Source organism: Pseudomonas sp. W2Jun17 (assembly GCF_023127795.1).
Taxonomy (GTDB): Bacteria; Pseudomonadota; Gammaproteobacteria; order Pseudomonadales; family Pseudomonadaceae; genus Aquipseudomonas; species Aquipseudomonas synxantha_A.
The window spans coordinates 260,858-282,147 of record NZ_SPKO01000009.1 but is presented as its reverse complement, the minus strand read 5'-3'; the positions used below and the strand labels follow the sequence as shown (position 1 = coordinate 282,147).

Annotated in this window: 22 protein-coding genes; 4 read left to right on the top strand and 18 right to left on the bottom strand. The window is 60.6% G+C overall.

The genetic code is table 11. The features are described from left to right. The first annotated feature begins 43 nt into the window (after positions 1-43). Positions 44-325 carry a pyrimidine/purine nucleoside phosphorylase gene (locus E4O98_RS08750; RefSeq protein WP_032880083.1) on the top strand — a complete coding sequence of 94 codons (282 nt, stop codon included), beginning with the start codon at positions 44-46 and terminating at the stop codon, positions 323-325. Between the two features lie 48 nt (positions 326-373). On the opposite strand, the gene E4O98_RS08745 is transcribed toward E4O98_RS08750, so the two are convergent. Beyond that, the gene (locus E4O98_RS08745) at positions 374-1,180 is read right to left on the bottom strand and encodes an MOSC domain-containing protein (protein ID WP_005790011.1); all 807 of its coding nucleotides are present in this window, start codon (positions 1,178-1,180) and stop codon (positions 374-376) included. 38 nt (positions 1,181-1,218) lie between these two features. Continuing rightward, positions 1,219-2,154: a chemotaxis protein CheV gene (locus tag E4O98_RS08740; protein ID WP_005790014.1), complete on the bottom strand. Its 936-nt coding sequence runs from the start codon at positions 2,152-2,154 to the stop codon at positions 1,219-1,221. 548 nt (positions 2,155-2,702) lie between these two features. Here E4O98_RS08740 and E4O98_RS08735 point away from each other — a divergent pair. The 3 genes from E4O98_RS08735 to E4O98_RS08725 all read left to right on the top strand — a co-directional run bounded on the left by E4O98_RS08735 (position 2,703) and on the right by E4O98_RS08725 (position 5,027). Next, complete coding sequence (locus tag E4O98_RS08735; RefSeq protein WP_103733692.1) at positions 2,703-3,152, top strand: hypothetical protein; 450 nt, start codon at positions 2,703-2,705, stop codon at positions 3,150-3,152. 325 nt (positions 3,153-3,477) lie between these two features. Next, on the top strand, positions 3,478-4,371 hold the full coding sequence (locus tag E4O98_RS08730; protein WP_032880081.1) for a sensor histidine kinase: 894 nt from the start codon (positions 3,478-3,480) through the stop codon (positions 4,369-4,371). Further along, a complete protein-coding gene (locus E4O98_RS08725) occupies positions 4,368-5,027 on the top strand; it encodes a response regulator transcription factor (RefSeq protein WP_005790019.1) in 660 nt (219 codons plus the stop codon). Before E4O98_RS08730 ends, E4O98_RS08725 begins: the two co-directional genes overlap by 4 nt. On the opposite strand, the gene yegS is transcribed toward E4O98_RS08725, so the two are convergent. The 16 genes from yegS to E4O98_RS08645 all read right to left on the bottom strand — a co-directional run bounded on the left by yegS (position 4,986) and on the right by E4O98_RS08645 (position 21,288). Beyond that, entirely contained in the window at positions 4,986-5,906 is a 921-nt protein-coding gene (gene yegS, locus E4O98_RS08720; RefSeq protein WP_032880078.1) for a lipid kinase YegS, read from the bottom strand. The genes E4O98_RS08725 and yegS overlap by 42 nt on opposite strands. Positions 5,907-6,473: 567 nt before the next feature. Beyond that, on the bottom strand, positions 6,474-6,866 hold the full coding sequence (locus E4O98_RS08715) for a DUF2802 domain-containing protein (RefSeq protein WP_005790023.1): 393 nt from the start codon (positions 6,864-6,866) through the stop codon (positions 6,474-6,476). Beyond that, on the bottom strand, positions 6,867-7,349 hold the full coding sequence (locus E4O98_RS08710) for a chemotaxis protein CheW (protein ID WP_005790025.1): 483 nt from the start codon (positions 7,347-7,349) through the stop codon (positions 6,867-6,869). A 79-nt stretch (positions 7,350-7,428) separates the two neighbouring features. Beyond that, a complete protein-coding gene (locus E4O98_RS08705) occupies positions 7,429-8,220 on the bottom strand; it encodes a CheW domain-containing protein (protein ID WP_216091903.1) in 792 nt (263 codons plus the stop codon). After that, positions 8,220-9,008 carry a ParA family protein gene (locus E4O98_RS08700; RefSeq protein WP_005790028.1) on the bottom strand — a complete coding sequence of 263 codons (789 nt, stop codon included), beginning with the start codon at positions 9,006-9,008 and terminating at the stop codon, positions 8,220-8,222. Before E4O98_RS08700 ends, E4O98_RS08705 begins: the two co-directional genes overlap by 1 nt. A 51-nt stretch (positions 9,009-9,059) precedes the next feature. Further along, positions 9,060-9,947: a flagellar motor protein MotD gene (gene motD / locus E4O98_RS08695; protein WP_248134704.1), complete on the bottom strand. Its 888-nt coding sequence runs from the start codon at positions 9,945-9,947 to the stop codon at positions 9,060-9,062. Positions 9,948-9,963: 16 nt separating this feature from the next. Next, positions 9,964-10,704 (bottom strand): flagellar motor protein, encoded by a 741-nt coding sequence (locus tag E4O98_RS08690; RefSeq protein ID WP_005790033.1) that lies wholly within the window; start codon positions 10,702-10,704, stop codon positions 9,964-9,966. Next, the gene (locus E4O98_RS08685; RefSeq protein ID WP_248134702.1) at positions 10,704-11,834 is read right to left on the bottom strand and encodes a chemotaxis response regulator protein-glutamate methylesterase; all 1,131 of its coding nucleotides are present in this window, start codon (positions 11,832-11,834) and stop codon (positions 10,704-10,706) included. Before E4O98_RS08685 ends, E4O98_RS08690 begins: the two co-directional genes overlap by 1 nt. A gap of 48 nt (positions 11,835-11,882) precedes the next feature. Further along, the gene (locus E4O98_RS08680) at positions 11,883-14,060 is read right to left on the bottom strand and encodes a chemotaxis protein CheA (protein WP_078821963.1); all 2,178 of its coding nucleotides are present in this window, start codon (positions 14,058-14,060) and stop codon (positions 11,883-11,885) included. An 11-nt stretch (positions 14,061-14,071) separates the two neighbouring features. Continuing rightward, the gene (locus E4O98_RS08675) at positions 14,072-14,860 is read right to left on the bottom strand and encodes a protein phosphatase CheZ (protein ID WP_032880071.1); all 789 of its coding nucleotides are present in this window, start codon (positions 14,858-14,860) and stop codon (positions 14,072-14,074) included. Positions 14,861-14,878: 18 nt separating this feature from the next. Beyond that, entirely contained in the window at positions 14,879-15,253 is a 375-nt protein-coding gene (locus tag E4O98_RS08670) for a chemotaxis response regulator CheY (RefSeq protein WP_164699535.1), read from the bottom strand. Positions 15,254-15,420: 167 nt separating this feature from the next. Beyond that, positions 15,421-16,161: an RNA polymerase sigma factor FliA gene (gene fliA, locus E4O98_RS08665; RefSeq protein ID WP_005790042.1), complete on the bottom strand. Its 741-nt coding sequence runs from the start codon at positions 16,159-16,161 to the stop codon at positions 15,421-15,423. Next, on the bottom strand, positions 16,158-16,991 hold the full coding sequence (fleN, locus tag E4O98_RS08660) for a flagellar synthesis regulator FleN (RefSeq protein WP_003192912.1): 834 nt from the start codon (positions 16,989-16,991) through the stop codon (positions 16,158-16,160). The genes fliA and fleN overlap by 4 nt, the downstream gene beginning before the upstream one ends. 105 nt (positions 16,992-17,096) lie before the next feature. Continuing rightward, a complete protein-coding gene (gene flhF, locus E4O98_RS08655; protein ID WP_005790047.1) occupies positions 17,097-18,413 on the bottom strand; it encodes a flagellar biosynthesis protein FlhF in 1,317 nt (438 codons plus the stop codon). An 11-nt stretch (positions 18,414-18,424) separates the two neighbouring features. Then, the gene (flhA, locus tag E4O98_RS08650; protein ID WP_032880069.1) at positions 18,425-20,539 is read right to left on the bottom strand and encodes a flagellar biosynthesis protein FlhA; all 2,115 of its coding nucleotides are present in this window, start codon (positions 20,537-20,539) and stop codon (positions 18,425-18,427) included. 545 nt (positions 20,540-21,084) lie between these two features. Then, on the bottom strand, positions 21,085-21,288 hold the full coding sequence (locus tag E4O98_RS08645) for a cold-shock protein (protein WP_032880068.1): 204 nt from the start codon (positions 21,286-21,288) through the stop codon (positions 21,085-21,087). Positions 21,289-21,290: the final 2 nt, after the last annotated feature.

Here is a 21,290-nt window from a genome sequence, read left to right as displayed (position 1 = left end):
ATACTGGCCGACCTTTCCAGACCCTTTTTCCGAGGATTCACCCATGTTCAAAGTCAACGAGTACTTCGACGGCACCGTCAAGTCGATCGCTTTCGGCACTGCAGAAGGTCCGGCGACCATCGGCGTGATGGCTCCGGGTGAATACGAATTCGGTACCGCCCAGCGTGAAATCATGCATGTGGTCTGCGGCGCACTGATTGTCAAACTGCCCGACGCCGAGTGGGAAACCTTCGCCGCCGGCAGCCAGTTCAACGTACCGGCCAACAGCAAGTTCCAGTTGAAGGTCGCCGTAGACACCGCTTACCTGTGTGAATACCGCGGCTAAGTATCACAGGTAAACAAAAATGCCCGTCTCCAGCGAGACGGGCATTTTTTATTCCAGGACCGTCACCGGCATCCCGACTTCCAAGTGGCCGATGCCATCGTTGACCAGGTTCTGGCCGAACATCGCGCCCTTCTCGGTCTTGCGATAGGTCTCCAGCGTCGCGAAGGGTTCGCGGTCGGGGCTGCGCTCGCCGGTGCGGGGATCAATGGTGGTGAGGATGCAACGCGAGCACGGCTTGACCACCCGGAACTCCACATCGCCGATGCGCAAGCGCTTCCAGCCATCCTCGGCAAAGGCTTGGGCGCCTTCGATCACCAGGTTGGGACGAAAACGCAGCATCTCCATCGGGCGGCCGATCTTCTCACACAAGTCATCCAGGGAGCCTTGGCCGATCAGTAACAGCGGGTAGCCGTCGGCAAAGCCGACCTTGTCGTCATCCTTGCCGTAGCCGGCTTCGGTGGTGCGCGCACGTTCCAGGGGAAGCTGCACCAGGCGCGTAGGCTTGCCGATAAACTCGCTGACCCAGGCGGCCGCCTCATCGCCAGCATCGGGTACGCGCAGGGTGTCGCGCCAGATGGTCACGCCGCGCAGTTCACTGGCACCCTCCGGCAACGCCACCTCCAACGATGAGTAGCCCGGCGAACTCAAGGTCAGGCCGCCCGCGTCGTTCCACAGCGCCGACAGTTGGCTCATCTTCGCCACCGCCCGCTGCGTCAGGAACCGCCCACTGGCTTCGTCCACCAGCATCCAACGTCGATCCCCTTGCAGGCCGAGTTTATCCAGGCCGATGTGCTGCAAGGCTTCGGCCTTGCCGGATTTGAGGGGGTAACGGTACAACGCGCTGAGACGAAGCATGGGCCTGCCTTCCTGGGAAACAAAGTGTCATCCTAAAGTCAGGCGGGCACTTCGTCCAACATCAGTCGCTCGCGCACCACATCCACCAGCTTGTCCGGCTGGAATTTGGAGAGGAAATTGTCGCAGCCGACCTTTTTCACCATTGACTCATTGAAGCTGCCCGACAGCGAGGTGTGCAGCACCACATAGAGGCCGCGCAGGCGCGGGTCGTTGCGGATTTCGGTGGTGAGGCGGTAGCCGTCCATCTCGGGCATTTCGGCGTCGGTGAAGATCATCAGCAGCTTGTCGGTCATCACCTGGCCGCTGTCGGCCCAGGCTTTGAGCATGTTCAACGCCTTGAGACCGTCGCTGGCGATGTGCATCTTCACCCCCAACTGTCCCAGGGTATCGCGCAACTGCGACAGGGCCACGTTGGAGTCGTCCACCAGCAGCACTTCGCGACCACGGGCACGTTCGAGCACCGGGTCTTCGAGTTTTTCCCGCGAGACCTTGGCGTTATAGGGCACGATCTCGGCGAGGACTTTTTCCACGTCGATGATTTCCACCAACTGGTCATCGACCTTGCTGATGGCAGTAAGGTAGTGCTGGCGACCGGCGCTGGTCGGCGGCGGCAGGATGGCTTCCCAGTTCATGTTGACGATGCGGTCAACGCCGCCCACCAGAAACGCCTGCACCGAACGGTTGTATTCGGTGACGATGATGGTGCTGTTGGGCCCCGGCACCAAAGGGCGCATACCGATGGCCTGGGACAAGTCGATCACCGGCAAGGTCTGGCCCCGCAGGTTGACCACCCCGCACACGAATGGGTGGCGCTGGGGCATCAGGGTCAGCTTGGGTAACTGCAGCACTTCCTGCACTTTGAACACGTTGATCGCGAACAACTGCCGACCGAAGAGGCGGAACATGAGAATTTCCAGGCGATTCTCACCCACCAATTGCGTGCGTTGATCTACCGTGTCGAGAATGCCGGCCATTAAAAGCTCCTGGTGTACACGCCGCAGGCGCGTTGAGAGGGTGTGCAGTCGTATAGGTACATTATCGGCGGCAAGCGCCGGACCTTGACCCCAATAAAATGCCATGTAAATCCATTGATGTCACACTGACATCATGCTTTACTGCTTCGGCCCTTAATACTGTTTCAAGGCGCCGTGCGCGACAGTCGAACCGACGTGCAGTTCCACCATATAGGGGGTTCCCCTATACGCAATCAGGCCCAACCTGATATTCGCGATATCTAATAGCCATTAATGTGACGCCATTCTCATTGCATGAATGGAGTCAGGCTTTTGTTTGCCATCCCCAGCCCTTGGCCCACGGGCCTTTCAGGCACTCACGTATCGGCAACTGAAGTCGTGTCATCCCGCACCCCAGGGGCTACATACGACTTTCGTGAGCATTTCAATAAACGTCCTACTGAAACATCGGAAGCGACCTACAAGTCCAAGTCGTATTTCAGCGCTAGTTTTAAGCCATTCACCCGGTGCGACATCTCATCACCCGACCTTACGTTGCGGAGACTTGCATGATGAATAGCGCAAACGAATGGCAAACAGCACTTCTCGCGTTTCTGGGCGAGGCTCAACTGCTTCTGGGCAAATCCGAAGAGTGTTTGAGCCATCTGCACTTGATCCGCAACGACAGCGACGCCATCGACTGCATGAAAGCCAGCTTGGCCAAACTGGCTGAAAAAGCCGATGGCCTGGCGCTGCAGGCAATCAGCGAGTTCTCGGGGCATCTGCAAAATCTGATCGCCAATGCCCAAAGCCCTCTGCAGTTGCATGACGAGGCGCTGGACGCGCTGCATGACTGCCTGACCCTGCTGGCCTGGCAACTGGAACTGATCGACACCCGCACCGGTGAACTGAGCCTGGATGACAGCGAGCAAACTTCATTGATCGCAACGGTTGCCTTGCAGATCCCGCAAAAGGATTTGAGCCGTACACCGCCGCAGCATCTGCATCATGGGTCGTGAGCGTCGTGCAGGTCGTATTTAACTGCCGAGTTATCTAAAAACGACCGGCTTGGACGCAATGGGAAAATATCAATTAGCCATCAATGTAATAATTATACAAACCAACTTCGTTAATACAACTTTCCGCTTTCAACTCTGGGATTAACGGCCAGAGTATTTGTGTGGGCCATAAACCAATCAGGCGACCAACGGTAAGCGGGGTGGTACTATGCCCCGCTCGAAGTGATTTAACTTCAACATGCTTAAAGACGATTTGGCAGCGCACTCCAAACAGAGCCCGGTCAACCGGCCTCACCGCAGTGAACCCTCATTGGCTCCATCCGCTATGTACGCCAGTTTCAAGTCACTTATCGCCAGGTCCGTGTCCCGCAGCCATGTGCGCCGACTCACCCTTGCGCTGTGCCTGTGCTCATTGCTGGGCAGCCTGTGGGCCTATCTGCAGGACGCGCCGCTGCCGTTGCCGATCCTGCTGCTCAACTTCGCCACGCTGGTGGTGGTGGGGCTGCAACAGTGGAATTCGCGCAAAGCCATCAAGTTCGAGCCCCAGGAGCTGGCCGACCGCTTGCTGCAAGTGCAGGAGAACGAACGCCACCGGCTCAGCCGCGAACTGCATGACGATATCGGCCAACTGCTGACCGCCGCCAAACTGCAAAGCGAATGGTTGCAGCGCCGCCTGCCCCCGGACCTGAACACCCATTGCACGGTGCTGTGCAATACGCTCAATGAAACCCTGGCCAAGGTGCGCGACGTCTGCGCCATCCTCAACCCCCGCCAACTGACCAGCCTGGGCCTGGAAGCCAGCCTGCGCGCGCACCTGCTCAAGACCCTGGAAAACACCCAGGTGTGCTGGAGCCTGGAGTGTCAGCAACGGCTCACCGGCATCCCCGAAGAAGTGGCCGTGGCGGCCTTTCGCATCACCCAGGAAGCGGTGACCAACATGCTTCGCCATGCAAAGGCGCGCAACCTGCTGGTGCGCCTGCAACGCCTGCCTGAAGGCCTGTCGCTGATGATCTGCGATGACGGCCAGGGGTTCTCGCCTGCCCCCGACCCGGGCCGGGAAGGCCAACGGGGCATGGCCGGTATGTGCGAACGGACACACCAGCTGGGGGGCACCTTTTCCATCAGCAGCCAGCCTGGCAACGGCACCCGTATCAACGCACTTTTCCCCTGGGCGCCCCGCGCTCTCGAACGGGCCAGCGCCCCTAAGGTTCTCGAGTGACCTGCAATTTACTCCTGGTGGATGACCACGCACTGATTCGCGCCGGTGTGCGTGCGCTGATTCTGGATATTCCCGGCTACAGCGTCATCGGCGAAGCCAGCGATGGCGCACAACTGCTGGCGCAATACAGCGCCTTGCAGCCGGATATCGTGCTGCTCGATCTGTCGATGCGGCACACCGGTGGGCTGGATGCCTTGCAGCAACTCAAGCGCTTTTACCCCAACTGCAAGGTGCTGATTCTGTCGATGCACACCGAACCAGACCTGATCATGCGCGCGCTGGAGTCCGGAGCCCACGGCTACCTGCTCAAGGACACCACCGCCAACGAGCTGGAACATGCCCTGCTGGCCCTGCGTAACAACGAACGCTACCTGAGCCCCGCCATCGCCCACACGGTGATCAACCAGGCGCTGATCCGCAGCCAGAGCCCCAGCGCCCCCGTTGCCCACAGCCATAATCTGACGGCGCGGCAACTGGAGATTTTGCGTTTGATCGTACGTGGCAAGTCCACTCGGGAAATCGCCCATGGCCTGGGCTTGAGCATCAAGACCGTGGAGGCCCATCGCTCGCAGATCATGAAGCGCTTGCAGATTTTCGACGTGGCGGGCCTGGTGTTATTCGCCGTGCGTGAGCAAATCATCAGCCTGGACGACTAACGGCGAACCCAGCGGCAGATGCACGCGAAGCGCCTTGGGCAACGCTTCGAAATGCAGGTCGTCGCCTTCCAGCGGCTCGCCATCGAGGTTGATGTACAAGCCTTGGGCGACCTTGATATTGACCCATGGCAGACGTGCGCGAACGAACATGGTGTCCAGCCCCCAGCCATTGTTCATCAATTCACGCAGGGTGCCGACCACTTCCTGGGGGGCTGGCAGGATGCTGACGTCGAGCAATCCATCATCGGCCAATGCGCCGGGGCACAGGACATGCCCGCCACCGGCCTGGCGACCGTTGCCGATACCCAGCGCGAGCAGCTCGCCTTTCCAGTGGAAATCCGGGCCTTCCAGCTCCCCGTAGGCGGCCTTCAATTCACTGAAGCGCGACAAACCGGTGAACAGGTAGGCGGCGCCGCCTAGGACTTTCTTCAGGTCTTCGGAGGTGTTGGCCGTGACCTGGCTACCGAAACCGCCGGTGGCCATGTTCAGGAAGATCTGCCCGCCCACCTGGCCGAGGTCGATGGCCTTGGGCTCGACGTCAAGCAACGCCAGGGCGCCGGCCGGTTCCAACGGCACGCCCGCGGCCTTGGCAAAGTCATTGGCGGTGCCCAGGGGCATCAACACCAGGCTGGCGTCGGCCTTGGCCAGCGCCATGGCCTCGGCCACATCGCGCAGCGTACCGTCGCCGCCGCCGGCGATGATATGGGTGTAGCCGTCAGCCAGGGCTTCATCGACCAGCCGCTGGGCATCACCACCCTCCCACGTCACCCGCACCGCCAACTCCCAACCCTGCTCACGTCGGGCCAGCACGGCGGCACGCACGTCCTCGTTCAGGGCTTGTTTGCCGTGAAGGATCAACAGGGCTTTGGGGGTAGTCATTTGAGGGTATCTCCTGGGTCAAGGTGCTTGAAGGATGTTGACCCTTGGAGAACGGGAAAAGTCTGTGGATGGAGAAAATTGATTGATGTACGCAGATCAAACTGTGGGAGCTGGCTTGCCTGCGATGGCGGCGGCTCAATCGACAGAGATGTCCAATCTGCCGCCCAAAGGTAACCACGATGCGAAGCGAGACGCCCTTGATCTTGATCTGCTTTTGATCTTAGGCGCCCCGTTAAACCACGCTGGCTGGAATTTGGCTGGGCCGGCATTCCGGGCTCTTTTCCAAAAGTGACCCGCTGTAAAAGCGGAACCCTAAGTGGCCGTTACCGCAGGAATGGATATGTACTCGGTATAACTGTGTCAGCTGTAAGGCCGTCATCGCAGGCAAGCCAGCTCCCACATTTGGACTGAGGGGTGTCAGGTAGATAAATGTCGGCTATCAGGCCGCCATCGCAGGCAAGCCAGCTCCCACAGTTTGGTCGCAGGGTGTCAGGCAGAGAAGCGTCGGTTGCCAGGCCGCTATCGAGGGCAAGCCCCTCCCACATGAACCCAGCAAGCGCAGCCGAATCAGCTCTTGTGCAATTTGCTCATCAACTGCGCCTCGGCCTGGGTCAAGCCGCACGACTGGGTCAGTTCGTCCACCGTCGCCCCCATCCCCACCAGCTTGGCCGCCTGGGCAAAGGACAGGTTCGAAGGGTCGCGCTGTTCCAATTGCACCAACTTATCCGGCAAAGGCCCGAGAATCGCGCGCAGTTCATGCACTTCATCGCCGACCCGCACCGCACTCTGCTGGTAATGATCCACGCGCTTGACCAGCTCCAGAATGCGCCGATCACGCACGGCATCGCGTTCGGCCTGTTGCAAGGCCAATTCCCGTTGCTGACGCATATAGCGCAGTACAAACGCCAAGGTCCCGGCCCACAACAGGGCCAGGACAATCACCGCTGCCTCAAGGAACAATCAGATGCTCTCCAGTTCCGACCACTCTTCTTCGCTCATCATCTTGTCCAGCTCAACCAGGATCAGCAGTTCGTTGTTCTTGTTGCACACGCCCTGGATGAACTTGGCCGATTCTTCGTTACCGACATTCGGTGCGGTTTCCACTTCCGATTGGCGCAGGTAAACCACTTCGGCCACGCTGTCGACCATGATCCCGACCACTTGCTTGTCGGCTTCGATGATCACAATACGGGTGTTGTCGCTGACTTCAACCGTGTCCAGGCCAAAACGCTGGCGGGTGTCGATGACTGTCACCACATTGCCACGCAGATTGATGATGCCCAGCACATAGCTCGGTGCACCCGGTACCGGAGCGATCTCGGTGTAGCGCAGCACTTCCTGCACGCGCATCACGTTGATGCCGTAGGTCTCGTTGTCGAGTTTGAAGGTAACCCATTGCAGGATCGGATCATCCAAACCTTGTGCGGACGCTGACTTGTTCATTCGTGTAACCCCTTCAAATGCCGCTATCGACGGCGTGTATGCTATTGCGCCGCGCAACCGCACGGCCCTTATTGTTCAATCAACTACGTTTGTTCTGTGGCATCGCCTTGACCGCACCGCTGGCAATCAACTCGGCCAGTTCAGCGACATCCAGCAATGCGCACATGTGCTCAATCACGGTGCCCGCCAGCCAGGGGCGCTGGCCGCGGTGGCTGCGCCATTTGATTTCATTGGGGTCCAGGCGCAACGAGCGGCTGACTTGATGCACCGCCAGCCCCCATTCGTAGCCCTGCACCGAAATCACGTATTGCAGGCCCTGGCGGAAATCGTCGCGGTAGCGGTCGGGCATCACCCAGCGCGCGGTGTCCAGCACCTTGAGGTTGCCGGCCTGGCTGGGCAGGATGCCGAGAAACCACTCCGGCTGACCAAACAGCGGTGTCAGCTCCTGGCCTTCCAAAGAATAGATCGAGCCCAGGCACACCAGCGGCACTGCCAGGGTCAAGCCGGCGACGTCGAACAGCAGGCACTCGAACGGCTCGGCCGCCCACGCCGGGCGGCCGTCACCGGTTACCGGCGGTGGCGTGATACTCGGCGGCAGGTGCACGTCCACCACCGGTTCGACCACCATCGGCGCCACCACCGCAGGGGTGATCGGCACCACGACTGGAGCCTCCACCGCCTGCGCATCACGCGCCTGCTCTTCCATGACGGCCTGCTGGAAATCGTCCAGCGTAGTGTCAGGCTCGACAGCAGGCTCAAGTATCAGAATCGGTTCCGGCAGCGCTTCGTCAGTCGCATCCTGCAGCAGGGCATCCAGGTAGGATTCCAGCGCCAGTTGCGGCCGGGTCTTGAATTCGACAGGACGGTTCATCACGCCACCTGCGCCACAAGCTGCTGCGACAGCAGATGCTTGAGCAACGCACGGTAGGCCAGCACACCACGGCTCTTGCCATCGAACTGCGACGGCGTGAGCCCCGCACGGCTGGCATCACGCAGGCGCGTATCCACGGGGATGTAGCCGTTCCAGATGGTGTCCGGATAGGCATCGCGCAATACACGCAAAGTGCTGAGGGATGCCTGGGTACGGCGGTCGAACAACGTCGGCACGATGCTGAACGGCAGCGCCTGTTTGCGCGAACGGTTGATCATCGCCAGGGTGCTGACCATGCGTTCCAGGCCCTTGACCGCCAGGTGCTCGGTTTGTACCGGGATCACCAATTGTTGGCTGGCCGCCAGGGCGTTGACCATCAGCACGCCCAGCAACGGCGGGCTGTCGATGATCGCGTAGTCGAAATCCTGCCACAGCTGCGCCAGGGTCTTGGCGATCACCAGGCCCAGGCCGCTCTGCCCCGGCGACTGGCGCTCAAGGGTGGCCAGCGCGGTGCTCGACGGCAACAGCGAAATGCTCTCGTTGCTGGTGGGCAGCAGCAATTGCCCGGGCAAATCCGCCGGCACGCTGCCCTTGTGCAGGAACAGGTCATAGCAGCTGTGTTCCAGCGCATCCGGGTCGTAACCGAAATAGCTGGTCATGGAACCGTGGGGGTCGAGGTCGACCACGACCACACGCTTGCCCGCTTCGGCCAGCAAGCCGGCTAAGGCGATGGAGGTGGTGGTCTTGCCGACTCCACCCTTTTGATTGGCAACTGCCCAGACTCTCATTCGGTTGGTTCCTCCCGGTGGGCACAGGCGCGACCGAGACATGGCATAAGGTTATTGAGCCGGTGACGGAGAATTGACGGCGCTTGCCCGAACCGGCGACTTTACAGGGGCCGGTGCAGTTTGTGTGCCAGCGCGCTTCAACGCCGCATCCGGTGTTGCATTGGCCGTGCCGGTGCCGGTCAGGCTGCGACGTACATCCAGGTTGCGCGACACCACCAGCACCACCCGGCGGTTGCGTGCCCGCCCTTCCGCCGTGGCGTTATTGGCCACCGGCTGGAATTCACCATAGCCCACCGACGCCAGTCGCTGAGGGTTCACACCCTGCATGGCCAACATGCGCACGATGCTCGATGCACGGGCCGATGACAGTTCCCAGTTGGTCGGGTACTGCGCGGTGCTGATGGGAAAATTGTCGGTGAAGCCTTCCACATGGATCGGGTTTTCAAACGGTTTAAGGATCGCCGCCACCTTGTCGATGATGGTGAACGCCTGGTCACTGGGCAACGCATCGGCACTGGCAAACAACAGGCTGGAGTTGAGTTCGATCTCCACCCACAACTCGTTGCCGCGTACGGTCATCTGATTGGAACTGATCAGGTCACCAAAGGCGGCACTGATGTCATCGGCGATGCTTTTGAGCGGGTCACTGGTGCCGCCGACACCGGCAGCGATCTCATCGCTGTCGTTAACCAGCGGCTTGGCCGGGGTGACGGTCTTGGGCCGCTCGTCACCGATGGGAATCGGCTTTAGCGCACGCTCGGTATCGTTGAACACGCCCACCAGCGCCTGGGAAATGATCTTGTACTTGCCTTCGTTGACCGACGAAATCGAATACATCACCACGAAAAACGCAAACAACAAGGTGATGAAGTCCGCGTAGGACACCAGCCAGCGCTCGTGGTTGACATGTTCTTCAGGCTCGCGACGGCGACGGCTCACAGGCGGTTCCTCCCCATCAATCCATGAAGCCCTGGAGCTTCAATTCGATGGAGCGCGGGTTCTCGCCCTCGGCAATCGAGAGGATGCCTTCAAGCAGCATTTCGCGATAACGCGACTGGCGCATGGCAATTGACTTGAGCTTGCTGGCCACCGGCAACAGCACCAGGTTGGCACTGGCCACGCCGTAGATGGTCGCCACAAACGCCACGGCAATACCGCTGCCCAGTTGCGAAGGATCAGCCAGGTTGCCCATCACGTGGATCAGGCCCATCACCGCGCCGATGATGCCGATGGTCGGCGCGTAGCCACCCATGCTTTCAAAGACTTTGGCCGCATTGATGTCACGGCTTTCCTGGGTGTAGAAATCCACCTCCAGGATGCTGCGGATCGCTTCCGGCTCAGCGCCGTCCACCAGCAATTGCAGGCCCTTGCGTGCGTAGCTGTCGGGCTCGGCATCGGCCACGCCTTCCAGACCCAGCAAACCTTCCTTGCGGGCAGTGAGGCTCCAATTGACCACGCGGTCGATGCCGCCGGGCAGGTCGACCCGTGGCGGGAAAATGATCCACACCAGGATCTGCATGGCCCGCTTGAACGAGCTCAACGGCGACTGCAACAGCGCCGCGCCCACGGTGCCACCGATCACGATCAGCGCCGCCGGGCCATTGGCCAGGGCGCCGAGGTGGCCGCCTTCGAGGTAGTTGCCGCCGATGATGGCGACAAACGCCATGGTGATCCCGATCAGGCTCAAGACATCCATCAGAGGCAGGCCTCCACCAGATGCTTGCCGATGTCGTCCAGGCTGTAGACCGCGTCAGCCAGGTCAGCCTTGACGATGGCCATGGGCATGCCATAGATCACACAGCTGGCTTCGTCCTGGGCCCAGATGGCGCTGCCGCCCTGCTTGAGCAGGCGTGCGCCTTCACGGCCATCGGCGCCCATGCCGGTGAGCACCACCGCCAGAACTTTGTCACCGTAGGACCTGGCCGCCGAACCGAAGGTGATATCCACACACGGCTTGTAGTTCAAGCGCTCGTCGCCCGGCAGGATTTTGATCGCACCACGGCCGTCCACCATCATCTGCTTGCCACCCGGCGCCAGCAGCGCCAGGCCAGGACGCAGGATGTCGCCATCCTCGGCTTCCTTGACGGTGATCCGGCACAGCTTGTCCAGGCGCTCGGCGAACGCCTTGGTGAACGCCGCGGGCATGTGCTGCACCAGCACAATCGGCGCCGGGAAGTTGGCCGGCAGCTGGGTCAACACCCGCTGCAAGGCCACCGGGCCGCCGGTGGAGGTACCGATGGCAACCAGCTTGTAAGCCTTGCGCTTGGGCGCTGGCGAATGGGTGCTCGGTGCAGCGGCGGCACGTACCGGCGCCACCGCAGGCCGAGCCACCGGCGCAGGGGCCGGGCGTGCAAACGATGAGGTCGGTGCAGCCGCTACGGGCGCAGGCGCAGGTGCCGGCGCAGGTGCACTGAACAGGCTACGACGGTTACTGCGGGAAATGCTGTGCACCTTCTCGCACAGCATCTGCTTGACCTTGTCGGGGTTGCGCGAGATGTCTTCGAAATTCTTCGGCAGAAAGTCCACCGCGCCGGCATCCAGCGCGTCGAGGGTCACCCGTGCGCCTTCGTGAGTCAGCGACGAGAACATCAATACCGGGGTGGGGCAGCGCTGCATGATATGACGCACGGCGGTAATGCCGTCCATCATTGGCATCTCGTAGTCCATGGTGATCACGTCCGGCTTCAACGCGATGGCCTGATCGATCGCCTCTTTACCGTTGGTGGCCGTGCCGACCACCTGGATCGTTGGATCGGCGGAAAGAATTTCCGAGACGCGGCGGCGGAAGAAACCCGAATCGTCCACCACCAGGACCTTGACTGCCATAAACACTCCGTTAGGTGGGGCGGGCATGACCGCCCTGCCCCACCAGAATCAAATACGCCGTGCGGCGTAACGCTTGAGCATGCTTGGAACATCGAGAATCAACGCGATCCGACCGTCACCGGTAATGGTCGCGCCCGACATGCCCGGGGTGCCCTGCAGCATCTTGCCCAAAGGCTTGATCACCACTTCTTCCTGGCCCACCAGTTGATCGACCACAAAGCCGATGCGCTGGGTGCCCACAGACAGAATCACCACATGGCCTTCACGCTGCTCTTCATGCTTGGCCGACGCCACCAGCCAACGCTTGAGGTAGAACAATGGCAATGCCTTGTCGCGCACGATCACCACTTCCTGGCCGTCCACCACGTTGGTGCGCGACAGGTCGAGGTGGAAAATTTCGTTGACGTTGACCAGCGGGAAAGCGAACGCCTGGTTGCCCAGCATCACCATCAGGGTCGGCATGATCGCCAGGGTCAACGGCACCTTGATGACGATCTTGGAGCCCTGGCCCTTGGTCGAGTAGATGTTGATCGAGCCGTTGAGCTGGCTGATCTTGGTTTTCACCACGTCCATGCCGACGCCACGGCCGGACACGTCGGAAATCTCGGTCTTGGTCGAGAAGCCCGGGGCGAAGATCAGGTTGTAGCACTCGGTGTCGGTCAGGCGGTCGGCGGCGTCCTTGTCCATCACGCCGCGCTTGACCGCGATATTGCGCAAGATGGTCGGGTCCATGCCTTTGCCGTCATCGGTGATCGACAGCAGGATGTGGTCGCCCTCTTGCTCTGCAGCCAGGATCACCTTGCCGTTACGCGACTTGCCGGCGGCTTCGCGTTCTTCCGGGGTTTCTACCCCGTGGTCGACAGCGTTGCGCACCAAGTGGACCAGCGGGTCGGCGAGGGCCTCGACCAGGTTTTTATCCAGGTCGGTTTCTTCGCCCACCAGTTCCAGGTTGATTTCTTTCTTGAGCTGGCGCGCCAGATCGCGGACCAGGCGCGGGAAGCGGCCAAAGACTTTCTTGATCGGCTGCATCCGCGTTTTCATCACGGCGGTTTGCAAGTCGGCGGTGACCACATCGAGGTTCGACACGGCCTTTTGCATGGCTTCGTCGCCGCTGTTCAGGCCCAGGCGCACCAGGCGGTTACGCACCAGCACCAGTTCGCCGACCATGTTCATGATGTCGTCCAGGCGTGCGGTATCGACGCGCACGGTGGTTTCGGCTTCACTGGCGGGCTTTTCCGCCGCGGCCGGTGCCGCTGCACGGGCAGGTGCCGGCGCGGGTGCCGGTTTGGCGACTGGCGCAGGCGCTTTGGCAGCCGCCGGTGCGGCAGTGGCGACCGCTGCGGCGGCAGCCGGGGCCACTTCGGTGAACTTGCCTTTACCGTGCAGCTCGTCCAGCAGCGCTTCGAACTCGTGATCGGAGATCAGCCCGTCGTCGGCAGGCCCAGCCTTGGTGGTCGGGGCGGCAGCCGTGGCTGCGACTTCCGGCAGGGCTTCGGCCACAAAGGTGCCTTTGCCATGCAGTTGGTCGAGCAGTGCTTCGAACTCATCGTCGGTAATGTCGGTGCTGGCATTGGCATCCGGCACTTGCGGCGGCGCCACAGGGGCCACGGCATCGGCCGCGAACTGGCCCTTGCCATGCAACTGGTCGAGCAAGGATTCGAATTCTGCGTCGGTAATGTCTTCGCTGGTCGGCGTGGCGACAGGCGCCGCCGGGCCTTCGGCCTCGGCCTTGACCGCATTGAGCGAGTCGAGCAGCTGTTCGAACTCGCTGTCGGTCACGTCCGGCTCGGCTTCTACCACCGGCTCAGGCGCCGCTTGCACAACCGGCGCAGCAGCAGCCGGTTCAGCCAGGCGCGCCAGGGCGGCCAGCAGTTCCGGGGTAGCCGCCGTGATCGGCGCACGTTCACGCACCTGGCTGAACATGCCGTTGACCGCATCCAGTGCTTCGAGAATCACGTCCATCAATTCCGAATCAACGTGACGCTCACCCTTGCGCAGGATGTCGAACACGTTCTCGGCGATGTGGCAGCACTCCACCAGTTCATGGAGCTGGAGGAAGCCGGCGCCCCCTTTTACAGTGTGAAAACCGCGAAAAATTGCATTGAGCAGGTTCGCATCATCCGGTCGGCTTTCCAGCTCGACCAGTTGCTCGGACAGTTGCTCTAGAATTTCGCCGGCCTCTACAAGGAAATCCTGAAGGATTTCTTCATCGGCGCCGAAGCTCATGGGTGTGCTCCTTAGAAGCCTAAACTGGATAACAGGTCATCTACGTCATCCTGACCTGACATAACGTCTTCACGTTTATCGGCATGAATCTGCGGACCTTCACCCTTGGCGAGATGTTTTTGTGGATCTTTTTCCGAGAGGATCGCTTCGCGGTCGTGCTCGATGCCGGCAAAACGGTCGACCTGGCCGGCCATCAGCACCAATTTGAGCAAGTTGCTTTCCACTTCGGTGACCAACTGGGTCACGCGCTTGATCACCTGGCCGGTGAGGTCCTGGTAATCCTGGGCCAGCAGGATGTCGTTGAGGTTGCTGGCCACCGTGCGGTTCTCTTGCTCGCTGCGCGACAGGAAACCGTCGACCCGACGCGCCAACTCACGAAATTCCTCAGCGCCCACTTCACGGCGCATGAAGCGGCCCCAGTCAAGGCTCAGGGCCTGGGCTTCGCTGGCCATGCCGTTGACCAGAGGCGTGGCGTTTTCCACCAGGTCCATGGTGCGGTTGGCAGCGGCCTCGGTCAGCCTGACCACATACGACAGGCGCTCAGTGGCATCGGTGATCTGGGAAATTTCTTCGGCCTGGGGCATGCGCGGGTCAATCTGGAAATTGACGATCGCACTGTGCAGCTCGCGTGTGAGCTTGCCCACTTCCTGGTACAGGCCGCGGTCACGGGTCTGGTTAAGCTCATGGATCAACTGCACCGCATCGGCGAACTGGCCTTTTTCCAGGCTGTCGACCAACTGGTGAGCATGTTTTTTCAGGGTCGACTCAAAGTCGCCCTGTGACGTTTCGTTATGCTCCATAGCTCCCCCGCGATGGCATTAGCCGTGGATGCGTTCGAAGATTTTCTCGATCTTCTCTTTCAAGGCCTGTGCCGTGAATGGCTTGACCACGTAACCGTTGACCCCGGCTTGGGCGGCTTCGATGATCTGTTCACGCTTGGCTTCGGCGGTCACCATCAGCACAGGCAGACTGCGCAGTTTTTCATCGGCACGCACATGGCGCAGCAGGTCGATACCGGTCATACCCGGCATGTTCCAGTCGGTTACCAGAAAGTCGATGCTCCCGCTGTTGAGGATCGGAATCGCCGTAATGCCGTCATCCGCCTCGACCGTGTTGGTGAACCCAAGGTCACGCAACAGATTTTTAATGATCCGCCGCATCGTTGAGAAGTCATCAACGATGAGGATTTTCATGTTCTTGTCCAATTCGACCTCCAAGCAGTCTTAAACGCGCCCAGCACCTGGACGCGCCATTTCAATCAACAGGCGTTACACAAAAAGGACTGCCCAGGGCACCACGGTACTCACCCGCAAAACCCTGCGGTTTCGCGGTAGCGTCTGCAGTGTCCCCACACTGCCTGTCAGCGCGCGCGCCACTCTCCCAATCGCCCCCGCAAGCGGGCTGCGCACTGGCTATGCAATTGGCTGACACGCGACTCGCTGACCCCCAGGACCTCACCGATTTCCTTGAGGTTCAGCTCTTCGTCGTAGTACAGCGCCAGCACCAGGCGCTCACGCTCCGGCAAGTTGGCAATCGCGTCCGCCAACGCTTTCTGGAAACGTTCATCTTCCAGATCGCGCGACGGTTCAAGATGTGCACTCGCGCCGTCCTCGTGCAGCCCTTCGTGTTCGCCGTCCTGTAAAAGGTCGTCGAAACTGAACAGGCGGCTGCCCAAGGTATCGTTCAAAATCCCGTAGTAATCGTCGAGACTCAATTGGAGTTCGGCCGCAACTTCATGATCTTTAGCGTCACGACCGGTTTTTGCTTCAATTGCACGAATTGCATCACTGACCATGCGGGTATTGCGGTGTACCGAACGCGGCGCCCAATCGCCTTTACGCACCTCGTCGAGCATTGCGCCACGAATACGGATACCCGCATACGTCTCGAAACTCGCACCCTTGCTCGCGTCGTATTTGGTCGACACTTCAAGCAGGCCGATCATGCCAGCCTGGATCAAGTCCTCGACCTGCACGCTCGCCGGCAGGCGCGCCAACAGGTGATAGGCAATGCGCTTGACCAGAGGCGCATAGCGCTCGATCAATTCGCCCTGGCTGTCACGTGCCGACTTTTTGTAAAGGTTGTAGCCGCTGGATGTCATAGCACCGGTCCCGCACTCGTCTGATGCACCAAACGCTCGACGAAAAACTCCAGATGCCCACGCGGATTGGCGGGCAACGGCCAGGTATCGACCTTCTGGGCAATGGCCTTGAACGCCAGTGCGCATTTCGAACGAGGGAACGCTTCGTAGACCGCACGCTGCTTTTGCACGGCCTTGCGCACACACTCGTCATAGGGAACTGCGCCGACGTATTGTAAAGCCACATCGAGGAAGCGATCCGTGACCTTGGTCAACTTGGCGAACAGGTTGCGCCCTTCCTGCGGGCTCTGGGCCATGTTGGCCAGCACGCGAAAGCGGTTCATGCCGTAGTCACGGTTAAGCAGTTTGATCAGCGCATAGGCGTCGGTGATGGAAGTGGGTTCGTCGCACACCACCAGCAGCACCTCCTGCGCGGCGCGCACAAAGCTGACCACCGATTCGCCGATCCCGGCGGCGGTGTCGATCACCAGCACGTCGAGGTTGTCGCCGATATCACTGAAGGCCTGGATCAGCCCGGCATGTTGCGCGGGGCTCAGGTGCACCATGCTCTGGGTGCCCGAGGCAGCCGGCACGATACGAATGCCACCGGGCCCCTGGAGCAGCACATCGCGCAGCTCACAGCGGCCCTCGATCACATCGGCAAGGGTATGTTTGGGTGTCAGCCCCAGCAGAACGTCCACGTTCGCCAAGCCCAAATCAGCATCCAGCAGCATGACGCGACGGCCAAGCTCTGCCAGGGCCAGGGACAAATTCACTGACACGTTAGTTTTGCCGACGCCACCTTTGCCGCCGGTCACCGCGATCACCTGTACGGGATGCATGCTGCCCATTTTATTTCTTTACCTTGTCTTGCTTAGACGCAGGCTACATGGCTTGGCCGCTTGAAACGCTTGCAGACCATCGATGTAGGTACATTTCACGGTGTTCATCCTGCCTCAACCGACCCGTTTTGCCGGGTGGTGGTAAAGGTCGGCGAACATATCGGCCATCGCTTCCTCGCTAGGCTCTTCTTGCATTTGCACACTGACGGCACGGCTGACCAACTGATGACGGCGCGGCAGATGCAGATCATCAGGGATCCGCGGCCCGTCGGTCAGGTAGGCGACCGGTAATTCATGACTGATGGCCAGGCTCAACACTTCGCCCAGGCTCGCGGTTTCGTCGAGCTTGGTGAGGATGCAGCCGGCCAGACCGCAGCGTTTGTAACTATGGTACGCGGCGGTAAGAACCTGTTTCTGGCTGGTGGTTGCAAGCACCAGGTAGTTTTTCGACTTGATGCCACGCCCGGCCAGGCTTTCGAGCTGCATACGCAGGGCCGGGTCGCTGGCTTGCAGGCCGGCGGTATCGATCAGCACCACGCGCTTGCGCAGCAACGGGTCGAGGGCATTGGCCAGGGACTGGCCCGGATCGACGTGCGTCACCGGCACATTGAGGATGCGGCCCAGGGTCTTGAGCTGCTCCTGGGCGCCGATGCGGTAGCTGTCCATGCTCACCAGGGCGATATTCTGTGCGCCGTACTTGAGTACGTAGCGTGCGGCCAGCTTGGCCAGGGTGGTGGTCTTGCCCATGCCGGCGGGGCCGACCATGGCAATCACACCGCCCTCTTCCAGGGGTTCGATTTCCGGGGTGGCGATCATGCGCGCCAAGTGCGCCAGCAACATGCGCCAGGCCTGACGCGGCTCTTCGACTTCGGCGGTCAAGGCCAGCAGGTCGCGGGACAAAGGGCCGGACAAGCCGATGCGTTGCAGGCGGCGCCACAGGTTGGCTTGCTGGGGCTTGCTGCCTTGCAGTTGCGTCCAGGCCAACGAGCCCAGCTGCACTTCCAGCAGTTCACGCAGGCCATTGAGTTCAAAGCGCATCGAATCGAACACACGCTGGTCGACAGCAGCAGCCGGGGCGGGCGCGGCTGGACGCGGCGGTTCGACAAATGTCGGCTCTACCAGCGGCTCGGCGGCGGTCAACGGCAGGCCGGCGAACAATTGGCGATTGGTGCTGGCATCGCTGTCGCCACGCATACTCAGTTCAGCCTGGGCCGACACAATGCGCGAGGCGGTCTTGCGCAGCTCGTCTTCGAGTTCCATGTTCGGCACGCGCGGGGCCAGCGCCTGGGGGGTGTAATCCAGGGCAGCCGTCAGCTCGACACCGCCGGCAATCCGACGGTTACCGATAATCGCGGCATCGGCGCCCAGCTCATCACGGACCAGTTTCATGGCCTGACGCATATCGGCGGCGAAAAAACGCTTAACTTGCATAACCCACTACCTCAGCCATTGGGCCCAACTGTCGCGACGATAGTCACTTGCTTATTGTCAGGAATTTCCTGGTAAGCCAACACGTGCAAATTCGGTACAGCCAGGCGTCCAAACCGCGACAACATCGCCCGAACCGGGCCGGCCACCAGCAGGATCACCGGGTTGCCTTGCATTTCCTGGCGCTGTGCGGCGTCGATCAACGAACGCTGCAGCTTTTCAGCCATGCTCGGCTCCAGCAAAACGCCCTCTTCCTGGCCTTGCCCTGCCTTCTGAATACTATTGAGCAATATTTGTTCCAACCTGGGTTCCAGGGTGATCACAGGCAGCTCGGACTCAATGCCTACAATGCTTTGCACGATTGCACGGGACAATCCGACGCGCACCGCCGCCACCAGAGCGGCAGTATCTTGACTCTTGGCGGCATTGTTGGCGATGGCCTCGGCAATGCTGCGAATGTCACGTACCGGCACCTGCTCGGCCAACAGCGCTTGCAGCACCTTGAGCAACTGCGACAGTGTCAGGACACCCGGCACCAGCTCTTCGGCCAGTTTCGGTGAGGATTTGGCCAGCAAGCCCATCAATTGCTGGACTTCCTCATGACCGATCAGCTCGTGGGAGTGCTTGTAGAGAATCTGGTTGAGGTGCGTGGCAACCACGGTGCTGGCATCCACCACGGTGTAACCCAGCGATTGAGCCTGACTGCGCTGGCTGACTTCGATCCACACCGCTTCCAGGCCAAAAGCCGGATCTTTGGCGGTAATGCCGTTGAGCGTGCCGAACACCTGCCCGGGGTTGATCGCCAGCTCGCGATCCGGGTAGATCTCGGCTTCGGCCAGGATCACGCCCATCAGGGTCAGGCGGTAGGCACTGGGGGCCAGGTCGAGGTTGTCGCGGATATGCACGGTGGGCATCAAGAAGCCCAGGTCCTGGGACAGCTTCTTGCGCACGCCCTTGATCCGCGCCAGCAATTGCCCGCCCTGGTTGCGGTCCACCAGCGGGATCAGGCGGTAGCCGACTTCCAGGCCGATCATGTCGATCGGGGTCACATCGTCCCAGCCCAGCTCCTTGGTTTCCTGGGCGCGGGCCGGGGATGGCAGCAGATCCTGCTGGCGGGCAATCTCTTGCTGGGCCTGGACCTTGACCGCGTTCTGCTTTTTCCAGAACAGGTAAGCTGCGCCGCCGGCCAGGGCCGCCATGCTCAGGAACGAGAAGTGGGGCATACCCGGCACGATGCCCATGATCGCCATGATGCCCGCCGCCACGGCCAGGGCCTTGGGCGAGGCGAACATCTGGCGGCTGATCTGCTTGCCCATGTCTTCGGAGCCCGAAGCGCGGGTAACCATGATGGCCGCAGCTGTCGATAACAACAGTGATGGCAATTGCGCCACTAAACCGTCACCGATGGTCAGCAAGGCGTACACCTTGCCCGCATCGCCGAAGGTCATGCCGTGCTGGAAGATACCGACGGCCATGCCGCCGATCAGGTTGATAAACAGAATCAGCAGGCCGGCGATGGCGTCACCGCGCACAAATTTGCTGGCACCGTCCATGGAGCCGTAGAACTCGGCTTCCTGGGCGACTTCCGCCCGGCGTGACTTGGCCTGGTTCTGGTCGATCAGGCCGGCGTTGAGGTCGGCGTCGATGGCCATCTGTTTGCCGGGCATGGCGTCGAGGGTAAACCGCGCGCTCACCTCGGAAATCCGCCCGGCGCCCTTGGTCACCACCACGAAGTTGATGATCATCAGGATCGCGAACACGACGATACCGACCACGTAGTTGCCGCCGATCACCACCTCGCCGAACGCCTGGATCACCTTGCCGGCGGCAGCGTGGCCGTCCTGGCCGTGAAGCATCACCACCCGCGTGGACGCCACGTTCAGCGCCAGGCGCAGCAGGGTCGCCACCAGCAGAATGGTCGGGAATACCGCGAAATCCAGCGGCCGCAGCGCGTACACGCAGACCAGCAGCACGACGACAGACAGGGCAATGTTGAAGGTGAAGAACACATCGAGCAGGAACGGCGGCATCGGCAACATCATCATTGCCAGCATCACCAGCAACAACAACGGCACACCCAGATTGCCCCGCGACAGGTCAGTCAGGGTGCCACGGGCCGTGTTGAGCATTTGAGAGCGATCTACCACCGGTATTCCTCGTGTCCTTGAAGCAAAGTTTTGACGCTGGGAGGCGACTTGGAGGCGGGGTTGCAAGAAGCCTTCCAACTTTGCTTTTGGGCCCGGAGAACCTCACAAACACCCCGGGCCACCGGGTGTAAATCAATCCAAATGTGGGAGGGGGCTTGCTCCCGATTGCTGAGTGTCAGGCACTGATGTTTGGCTGATTCACCGCTATCGGGAGCAAGCCCCCTCCCACATTTGATCTGTGTAAAGCCGGGGCTATCGAGGAAATTTCTGACAAGGATTTGGGGTTGCCCCTAGGAAACCGGCTCTCTAGTCTCCGTACACCACTGGTGTTGCGCAGTTGATCGAACTGGCGCAATTACTGGCTGATAGCCTGCACCTTGGCGCCACAATGGCGGGCAAAGCAAGCAGCGGATAATACGGACAAGGGTGGGAGCTGGCTTGCCTGCGATTGCGGTGTGTCAGCCACTGGGATATTGGCTGTGAGTCAGCCATCGCAGGCAAGCCAGCTCCCACGTGTGATTCAGTTTCTAAACTGGCCGTATATTCTCAGCCTGTGGGCCTTTTGGACCTTGCGTGATGTCAAACTCTACTTTTTGATTCTCCTCCAGGCTTTTGTACCCAGCCGTCGCAATTGCCGAGTAATGGGCAAACACATCGGGCCCTCCATCATCTTGGGTAATAAAACCAAACCCCTTCTCCGCGTTAAACCACTTCACCGTGCCAGTTGCCATTG

Bases quoted from the DNA above. Each gene is read 5' to 3' on its own strand.
- E4O98_RS08750 (WP_032880083.1), top strand. From the start codon at position 44: ATGTTCAAAGTCAACGAGTACTTCGACGGCACCGTCAAGTCGATCGCT.
- E4O98_RS08745 (WP_005790011.1), bottom strand. From the start codon at position 1,180: ATGCTTCGTCTCAGCGCGTTGTACCGTTACCCCCTCAAATCCGGCAAG.
- E4O98_RS08740 (WP_005790014.1), bottom strand. From the start codon at position 2,154: ATGGCCGGCATTCTCGACACGGTAGATCAACGCACGCAATTGGTGGGT.
- E4O98_RS08735 (WP_103733692.1), top strand. From the start codon at position 2,703: ATGATGAATAGCGCAAACGAATGGCAAACAGCACTTCTCGCGTTTCTG.
- E4O98_RS08730 (WP_032880081.1), top strand. From the start codon at position 3,478: ATGTACGCCAGTTTCAAGTCACTTATCGCCAGGTCCGTGTCCCGCAGC.
- yegS (WP_032880078.1), bottom strand. From the start codon at position 5,906: ATGACTACCCCCAAAGCCCTGTTGATCCTTCACGGCAAACAAGCCCTG.
- E4O98_RS08710 (WP_005790025.1), bottom strand. From the start codon at position 7,349: ATGAACAAGTCAGCGTCCGCACAAGGTTTGGATGATCCGATCCTGCAA.
- E4O98_RS08705 (WP_216091903.1), bottom strand. From the start codon at position 8,220: ATGAACCGTCCTGTCGAATTCAAGACCCGGCCGCAACTGGCGCTGGAA.
- E4O98_RS08700 (WP_005790028.1), bottom strand. From the start codon at position 9,008: ATGAGAGTCTGGGCAGTTGCCAATCAAAAGGGTGGAGTCGGCAAGACC.
- E4O98_RS08690 (WP_005790033.1), bottom strand. From the start codon at position 10,704: ATGGATGTCTTGAGCCTGATCGGGATCACCATGGCGTTTGTCGCCATC.
- E4O98_RS08685 (WP_248134702.1), bottom strand. From the start codon at position 11,834: ATGGCAGTCAAGGTCCTGGTGGTGGACGATTCGGGTTTCTTCCGCCGC.
- E4O98_RS08680 (WP_078821963.1), bottom strand. From the start codon at position 14,060: ATGAGCTTCGGCGCCGATGAAGAAATCCTTCAGGATTTCCTTGTAGAG.
- E4O98_RS08675 (WP_032880071.1), bottom strand. From the start codon at position 14,860: ATGGAGCATAACGAAACGTCACAGGGCGACTTTGAGTCGACCCTGAAA.
- E4O98_RS08670 (WP_164699535.1), bottom strand. From the start codon at position 15,253: ATGAAAATCCTCATCGTTGATGACTTCTCAACGATGCGGCGGATCATT.
- fliA (WP_005790042.1), bottom strand. From the start codon at position 16,161: ATGACATCCAGCGGCTACAACCTTTACAAAAAGTCGGCACGTGACAGC.
- fleN (WP_003192912.1), bottom strand. From the start codon at position 16,991: ATGGGCAGCATGCATCCCGTACAGGTGATCGCGGTGACCGGCGGCAAA.
- flhF (WP_005790047.1), bottom strand. From the start codon at position 18,413: ATGCAAGTTAAGCGTTTTTTCGCCGCCGATATGCGTCAGGCCATGAAA.
- flhA (WP_032880069.1), bottom strand. From the start codon at position 20,539: ATGCTCAACACGGCCCGTGGCACCCTGACTGACCTGTCGCGGGGCAAT.
- E4O98_RS08645 (WP_032880068.1), bottom strand. From the start codon at position 21,288: ATGGCAACTGGCACGGTGAAGTGGTTTAACGCGGAGAAGGGGTTTGGT.